The 4,360-nt window shown below is 64.3% G+C and carries 6 protein-coding genes; 2 read left to right on the top strand and 4 right to left on the bottom strand.

The genetic code is table 11. The annotated features are described in order from the left end of the window. Positions 1–237: 237 nt before the first annotated feature. Both GY937_17525 and GY937_17520 read right to left on the bottom strand, forming a co-directional pair. Complete coding sequence (locus tag GY937_17525; GenBank protein MCP5058506.1) at positions 238–708, bottom strand: hypothetical protein; 471 nt, start codon at positions 706–708, stop codon at positions 238–240. A 154-nt stretch (positions 709–862) separates the two neighbouring features. Continuing rightward, positions 863–1,186 (bottom strand): hypothetical protein, encoded by a 324-nt coding sequence (locus GY937_17520; protein MCP5058505.1) that lies wholly within the window; start codon positions 1,184–1,186, stop codon positions 863–865. A 187-nt stretch (positions 1,187–1,373) separates the two neighbouring features. Between GY937_17520 and GY937_17515 the strand changes: the two genes are divergently transcribed. Together GY937_17515 and GY937_17510 are read left to right on the top strand one after the other, a co-directional pair. Then, complete coding sequence (locus GY937_17515) at positions 1,374–1,670, top strand: BrnT family toxin (protein MCP5058504.1); 297 nt, start codon at positions 1,374–1,376, stop codon at positions 1,668–1,670. Further along, positions 1,667–1,888, top strand: a complete 222-nt coding sequence (locus GY937_17510; protein MCP5058503.1) for a BrnA antitoxin family protein — start codon at positions 1,667–1,669, stop codon at positions 1,886–1,888. Before GY937_17515 ends, GY937_17510 begins: the two co-directional genes overlap by 4 nt. A gap of 649 nt (positions 1,889–2,537) precedes the next feature. Here GY937_17510 and GY937_17505 read toward each other — a convergent pair. Together GY937_17505 and GY937_17500 are read right to left on the bottom strand one after the other, a co-directional pair. After that, positions 2,538–3,158 carry a tyrosine-type recombinase/integrase gene (locus GY937_17505; protein ID MCP5058502.1) on the bottom strand — a complete coding sequence of 207 codons (621 nt, stop codon included), beginning with the start codon at positions 3,156–3,158 and terminating at the stop codon, positions 2,538–2,540. 136 nt (positions 3,159–3,294) lie between these two features. Beyond that, positions 3,295–4,360: transposase (locus GY937_17500; GenBank protein ID MCP5058501.1), on the bottom strand; the 1,066-nt coding region annotated here is incomplete at its 5' end.

The raw sequence follows: 4,360 nt of genomic DNA, 5'->3' as shown, positions 1-4,360 counted from the left end.
TGGGACACGGAGCCGAAGCAAGGCTCCGAACAAGATCCCCAATAGGTGTTTGGTGCAGGCTCCAGAGCCTGGAACCCGAAGAGAGAAACGAAAGTCGGAGACGAGGGAGGAACGACGCGCCCAAGAAACAACGCTGCTCCAGGAGGGCGGGCGTCAGGGGACGTCATTGCCTGTTGACAACCGGGGGCCTGATAGGTGTTGACAACCGGGGGCCTGATAGGTGTTGGGCGGCGAGCCTCAGCGGAACGCGCTCCAATAGAACAGGCGGCGCTCACCTCGGAGAAGCGCGACGTACTCAACCTCGATTGAGCCGGGGGTTGGCTTGCGGAATAGCAGGGCTTCAACACCTAGATCAGAGAGTTCGAACGGGCATGTGGTGAAGGGTGACAATCGATGCGGTGCAGGAGGGGAAGTGGAGGCCGAGACATACCCGCTGTCGAGCAAACGAATTTCAAGAGAGTGGAGATCGGGTTCCGGCACCCTCGCCGTGAGGCATCGTTCGTTCGTATCTAGATCGTGGCGCTCAATGATCGTCGTGGCGCTGCGGGGCAGAAACTCAGGGACCCAGCCACCCGCTACCGCTCCGGACGCTTCTGCACTCTCGTACGACTCGAACTCAGAATCGAAGATTGTGTGCTCCCAGGCGTAGTAGTAGAGCACGAACAGGCAGGCGGCGGCAGCGCATGCGATTCCGATCAGTGTGCGCACTTGGTTCGTTCCGCCGCCCAACGGACAGGCGGCTCAGCTGCCGGGCCGGCCCCGAGGCTCGCTAAGCCACCAGAGTGAAACCCCAGTCTACCACGGCTCGTAGCGGCCAGCGGTGGCCCGGTCGCTTCAACGAGATGTTGGGCGGCGGGCGAGGCTAGTACGGGCCAATTTCGATTAGACGGCCGTGCTCGTCGAACTTGAGCCCGAGTTGTCCGACGACCGTGAAGCCTTCCTTCTCGAACGGCTCGCCTTCGATCGGCTTCTGCGCTGCTCTGATAACTTCTTCGCGAGTAGCGTCGGGGCTAGCTACCACGGGGAGGATCGCGACTGTCTGAGATAGCGCCTCTTGGCAGTCGTCGAGGGACACTTGCTGGTAGGTGTAAGAGATCCCCGCGTCTATAGAGTTGTAGAGCCACCATCCGTTGGTTCCCAGCAGTAGAACTCCGAGGACGATTGCTATCGCGTGCGATTTGGTCACGTGACCCCGTCCGCCCAACGGATCGGCGTTAACCGGCTGGCAACAGCGCTGACCGGACCCGACCCTGCCTCAGGAGTATGCCGCCAGATGGCTCCCAAGGTCAATTGACCCGAGCTGTTGACAGTCCGGTTCAACGCCTGGTTATGCCGCGCCTGGCGTGTAGTTACGTTGTAGGTATACTCCAACAATGGACGAGATTCGCTTCGACTGGGACGAGCGAAAGAATCGGGAGAACAAGCGGAAGCACCGAATCACGTTCGAGGAAGCTCAAACCGTCTTCTACGACGACTGGGCGGTTCTGGTCGAGGACGAGGACCCTGACGAGCCGGAAGACCGCTTCGTAATCCTCGGGATGAGCGCAGCTGCGAAGACCCTCGTGGTCTGTCACTGCTACCGAGAGGAAGACAGCGTCATTCGGATCATTTCCGCGCGCCGAGCAAACAAGTCGGAGCGCGGGGACTACCGATCGAGGTGGGAGAAATGAAGGACAATTACGATTTTTCGAAGGGGAAGCGAAACCCGTATGCCAAGCGGCTGAAGAAGCAGGTGACGATTCGGCTCGACGAGGGAACGCTCGCGTACTTCAAGGACCTCGCGGAAGACACTGGGATTCCGTATCAGACGTTGATCAACCTGTTCCTGAGAGACTGCGCCCGGGCCAAAAAGAAGCCTTCGATGAAGTGGCGAGCGACTGGCTCGTAGTTACGCGCGCGGCATAACGGATCGGCGTCAACCGGCTGGCAACAGCGCTGACCGGGCCCGACCCTACCGACCCATTATGCCGCCAGACGGCACCCAAGGTCAATTGAACCGAGCTGTTGACAGTCCGGTTCAACGCCTGGTTATCCGGCGCTGGGCACGGCCAGTCGGTGAGAGGTGGCCCACTCCTTGATTCGGTCGGCGGCGAGAGGTTGCTGGCGCAGCGCATCCGGCATCAGCGACTCGGCCTTTTCTCGTTCGTTCATGACGATCGATACCGCTGCGGCAAAGTAACCCTTTTGTGAAAGGAGTTCGGTTCTTGCTCCGGAGTAGCTCGAAATGACTTCAAGCCAAGGCTTCCCGAATTTCTCCCAGGCTTCCGTGACTTGCTTCGCTAGGGCCTCTACGTCCGTGTCGTCGGTAACTTCCCACCATCAGTCCGTGCGAGCTGGCATCAGGTGCCCGATGCGCGAGCGAACTAAGCAGTGGTACTCCTTCGGCACGACTGCCGTCCAACTACTATTGGATCCCACCACGGGACCCTCAGCAGAGCATAGCCCTGCAGCCCATTCCCGAGCTATGGGTTCGGATCCGCTGCGCTTTCGCGTGACTGCAGGGCTGGGAGTTCTGAAATGCTGCGAGGCGATGCAGCCTAATCCGCAGAATGGTCGATATGGCCGCGGGGCTGCATCCTATTGCCGCCTTTGGCTGGGGAGAGTCGGGCTATGTACCGGACTTCCCTGAGTTTCTCTGGGAGCCGCCGTGCGCTGATGCGGAGAGGCGGCGAGGCTCTCCGGCGGGGTCTAGAGCCGGTCGGCCGGACTCTGCAGGCCGAGGGGCCGCGTTCCAGCAAGTGCGTGTAGATCATGGTGGTGCGGACGTCGCGGTGGCCGAGGAGGCGCTGGACGCTTCGAAGGTCGACGCCGTCCTCCAGCAGGTGGGTCGCGAAGGAGTGGCGCAGGGTGTGGCAGGTCGCGCGCTTGGCGAGGCCGGCGCGCAAGGCGGCCTTCCGGATGCCGCGCTGCAGGACGGTTTCGTGTAGGTGATGACGAAATCGGTCGCCGGTCTTCGGATTTCGGCCCAGGCAGTTCACCGCGGAACGGGGCGCGCAGGTGCAGCATTTTTTTACCCGAGTGGGGTGGGTCCACTGCACCCGGGTCCCCGCGAGCGGGTTCAGCGCGGGCCAGGGGATCGGAGGTGCGGTCGGCACCGCATCGCGGGGCCGGGTCTTCGCGGGTGGGGGGTCCCTGGTTCGGATGCCCCGGTCGTCCATGGGGCAGACCCTGGCGCTCGTCGGACAGCGGCGCTTGTGCCTGGGCCGTGGCCAAAGGGGGCCGCGGCCCGGGCACTACGCGATCGCGGCCGCTTGCGCAGGGTGCCAGCACGCCGTGGTAGCGCACCTGATGGGCTCAAGGCGGTGGGATGAGCGGGACCAGCCGCTCCAGCAGCTCGTGGCGCTCCATCAGGATGTGCGTCGTCCCGTCTCTCCAGGGGGTCTTGAGTCGCAGGGCGAGCCGTCCCTCGGGCCTCCCTTCGAGGCGATCGTGTGCGAGGGGTGGGCGGGCGACATAGCGGCAGAGCCGCTCGAGCCGGCGTCGGTCGCGTGCGGGGACGGCGACGATCGCATGGAGGCTCATCCCGCGGTGCCGCGGGACCTGTGAGGACGCCTCGGGGTCGTGCTCGTCGCTGTCGGGCTCAATGCGGTCGCGCAGCCGCCGCCATCGCCCTCCCGCGCCGGGGCCCATCGCCACGCGAGAGCGCAGCGATGCAGCCGCCAGCACGGCGAGCAGGGGCTCGTCGCGGGCGAGGGCGTCGTCGTCGTCTTCGGTTCGCAGCGCGACGAGCCTCGTGATGCGGCGCGCCGTCCCGGCCAGTACGCGCGCCACCTCGTCCGGGCTCGGCGGGGGGAGGGGAAGGAAACGGGTCGTGTTGCTCTCGTCGCGGGTGTAGACGCCATCGAGCGCAAGGGTGTGGAAGTGGAGGTTGAGGTTCAGGGCCGAGCCGAAACGTTGGACGAAGGTGACAGAGCCGCACTGGCTTCGCGGTATGCCCCACTGCCTCTTTGCGCGCCGGCGAAGCGCAGTGAAGAGCGCACGGAGAAAGGCACGCAGGACCTCGCTGGTGAGTGCAGCCTCGTAGGCGCAGCGGTAGCGGAGCGCGTAGGGCAACGTGAGCACCCACTGGCGGATCGGTACTTCCGGAAGGACGCAATCGACGAGATGTGCGGCGGTGTCCGCCATGCGGCGGCCGCCGCATGACGGGCAGAAACCGCGCCGTCTACACGAGAAGGGCACGAGGCGATCGTGGCCGCAGGCGTCGCAGTGGAGCCTCAGAAAGCCGTGAGCGAGGATCCCGCACCGGAGGTACGCGCGCAGCTCCTGCTCGATGAAGCGGGGCGCGGGGTGATCGCCTTCGCGGGCGCTTGCCAGGAAGCTCTCGAGCTGCTCGCGGACGACCTCGTGTAATACGGTCTCC

The organism is bacterium, assembly GCA_024228115.1.
Classification (GTDB): Bacteria; Myxococcota_A; UBA9160; order UBA9160; family UBA6930.
Note: the sequence above shows the minus strand (reverse complement) of the source record. Positions and strands in the feature narration are given on the sequence as shown.

Bases quoted from the DNA above. Each gene is read 5' to 3' on its own strand.
- GY937_17515 (MCP5058504.1), top strand. From the start codon at position 1,374: ATGGACGAGATTCGCTTCGACTGGGACGAGCGAAAGAATCGGGAGAAC.
- GY937_17510 (MCP5058503.1), top strand. From the start codon at position 1,667: ATGAAGGACAATTACGATTTTTCGAAGGGGAAGCGAAACCCGTATGCC.
- GY937_17505 (MCP5058502.1), bottom strand. From the start codon at position 3,158: ATGGACGACCGGGGCATCCGAACCAGGGACCCCCCACCCGCGAAGACC.